This is a genomic window from Evansella vedderi (assembly GCF_030813435.1).
Lineage (GTDB): Bacteria > Bacillota > Bacilli > Bacillales > Salisediminibacteriaceae > Evansella > Evansella vedderi.
On the sequence record NZ_JAUSUG010000061.1, the window covers coordinates 1 to 1,174 of the forward strand.

General features: G+C 55.2%; 1 rRNA gene. It reads right to left on the reverse strand.

What is annotated here, in order from left to right:
• Nucleotides 1-1,174, reverse strand: a 16S ribosomal RNA gene (locus tag J2S74_RS27275); the annotation flags it as partial.

Consider the following 1,174-nt stretch of genomic DNA (forward strand, 5'->3'; position numbering starts at 1 on the left):
GGTTACCTCACCGACTTCGGGTGTTACAAGCTCTCGTGGTGTGACGGGCGGTGTGTACAAGGCCCGGGAACGTATTCACCGCGGCATGCTGATCCGCGATTACTAGCAATTCCGGCTTCATGCAGGCGAGTTGCAGCCTGCAATCCGAACTGAGAGTGGCTTTATGGGATTCGCTCGGCCTCGCGGCTTTGCTGCCCTTTGTACCACCCATTGTAGCACGTGTGTAGCCCAGGTCATAAGGGGCATGATGATTTGACGTCATCCCCACCTTCCTCCGGTTTGTCACCGGCAGTCACCTTAGAGTGCCCAACTAAATGCTGGCAACTAAGGTCAAGGGTTGCGCTCGTTGCGGGACTTAACCCAACATCTCACGACACGAGCTGACGACAACCATGCACCACCTGTCACTCTGTCCCCCGAAGGGGAACGTCCTATCTCTAGGAGTGGCAGAGGATGTCAAGACCTGGTAAGGTTCTTCGCGTTGCTTCGAATTAAACCACATGCTCCACTGCTTGTGCGGGCCCCCGTCAATTCCTTTGAGTTTCAGTCTTGCGACCGTACTCCCCAGGCGGAGTGCTTAATGTGTTAACTGCGGCACTAAGGGTATCGAAACCCCTAACACCTAGCACTCATCGTTTACGGCGTGGACTACCAGGGTATCTAATCCTGTTTGCTCCCCACGCTTTCGCGCCTCAGCGTCAGTTGTAGGCCAGAAAGTCGCCTTCGCCACTGGTGTTCCTCCACATATCTACGCATTTCACCGCTACACGTGGAATTCCACTTTCCTCTCCTACACTCAAGTCTCCCAGTTTCCAATGACCCTCCACGGTTGAGCCGTGGGCTTTCACATCAGACTTAAGAGACCGCCTGCGCGCGCTTTACGCCCAATAATTCCGGACAACGCTTGCCCCCTACGTATTACCGCGGCTGCTGGCACGTAGTTAGCCGGGGCTTTCTGGTTAGGTACCGTCAAGGTACCGCCCTATTCGAACGGTACTTATTCTTCCCTAACAACAGAACTTTACAATCCGAAGACCGTCATCGTTCACGCGGCGTTGCACCGTCAGGCTTTCGCCCATTGCGGATGATTCCCTACTGCTGCCTCCCGTAGGAGTCTGGACCGTGTCTCAGTTCCAGTGTGGCCGATCACCCTCTCAGGTCGGCTACGCATCGT